General features: G+C 29.8%; 1 protein-coding gene. It reads left to right on the top strand.

The genetic code is table 11. The features are described 5' to 3' along the window. Window positions 1-152: 152 nt before the first annotated feature. A complete protein-coding gene (locus tag AB2B44_RS10585; protein ID WP_369049555.1) occupies window positions 153-1,241 on the top strand; it encodes an RES domain-containing protein in 1,089 nt (362 codons plus the stop codon). Window positions 1,242-1,501 lie beyond the last annotated feature (260 nt).

Here is a 1,501-nt window from a genome sequence, read left to right as displayed (position 1 = left end):
CAACAATGTATAACCGCAATTACGGCGGATTCGACTACGTCCGAATCCACTCGGAATTGCTAACGGCTGGCATAAACTGAAATTTTGTATATTTAAATCCGTAACTGACGGTTATACTAACACGTTAGTGGCAATATAAACTGAACGCAGAAATGACTTTTGAAGAACTTATAAAAGATAAGATTTTTGAATTACCTCTGAAACAACCAAAAATTGAGAATTTCAAAACATTTCTCACAAAAAAATTGAAATTATTTTTAGAGAAAGTAAATAGTTTAGATAGTGGAGAAATACATCAAGACAAAAATCATATTTCAACAGATTTCGTAAAAAGAACTCAAAAAAAAATAGTTGAAAACTTAATCCTTTGCGTTCAAGAATATTATAATGGAAATCCATATAAAGCCTATGAAAAGTTAGATAAAGTTCTACGAAATGACTATAAAGACTTATATGAAATCATAAAACAAAAAGAATATGCTGTTAATGATAGTTTCTTTAGAATTAGATTGAGCGACACAAACTATCCTTATCAGAAAAAAGAGATGTTTCATATACCTTTTGAATTGAGAAATAAAGTATCAACTCAACGTTTTAGTATTCCTGGCTTCCCCAGTTTGTATTTGGGAAGAACAGTTTATATCTGTTGGGAAGAATTAAATCGACCTTCAATCGATAAAATTCAGGCTATTAGGTACAAAAATATAAAACCAATTAGGTTATTAGATTTAACACCTCCAAATAAAGAATGTAGCAACATTGATGAATTATACAGATTTTTCATGACCTTTCCTTTAATATTGTGTTGCAGTGTTAAAGTTAGAGACACATCTGATACTTTTAAACCAGAATACATTATTCCTCAATTACTTCTACAATGGATAAGAAATAATGATAGAATTGATGGAATACAATATAAATCAACACACATTACTTCAAAAGTTTTCAATGAAAATTCTGAGTTATTAAATATTGTTTTGCCTGTAAAGACCAATGAAAATAAAGGTATATGCAAAAAGTTAGTTAATTATTTTGAATGCACAGATGTAGTTTCTTGGAATCTATATCAATTTGCAACAGGAGGTCAAATATTCATTTACAGTAAAGCTGATGGAGATATAGTGAATAAAAAAATTCCAAAACTAGAATTGATTGAAGGAAAACAATATCCTTATTTTTATTCGACCCTTGGCAAATTGGAGCATTATTTAGAAGTTATAGACACAAAAAAAATCGAATAAAATACTGCCACTAACAATGTATAACCGCAATTACGGCGGATTCGACTACGTCCGAATCCACTCGGAATTGCTAATGGCTGGCATAAACTGAAATTTTGTATATTTAAATCCGTAACTGACGGTTATACGAGACCGTTACCAAACAGTTGACAAAAAATGAACATACAATTTAAAAAAAAGCGATTTAGGCATTATTTAGTTTTCGGAATTTTATGGTTCGTTCTTGGAATTACAGCAATTATCTTTAATTCGGACAACAT

This window comes from Tenacibaculum sp. UWU-22 (genome assembly GCF_041021355.1).
In the GTDB taxonomy this organism is placed as follows: Bacteria; Bacteroidota; Bacteroidia; order Flavobacteriales; family Flavobacteriaceae; genus Polaribacter.
The sequence above is the reverse complement of the archived record's forward strand: the minus strand, read 5'-3'. Positions and strand labels throughout refer to the sequence as shown.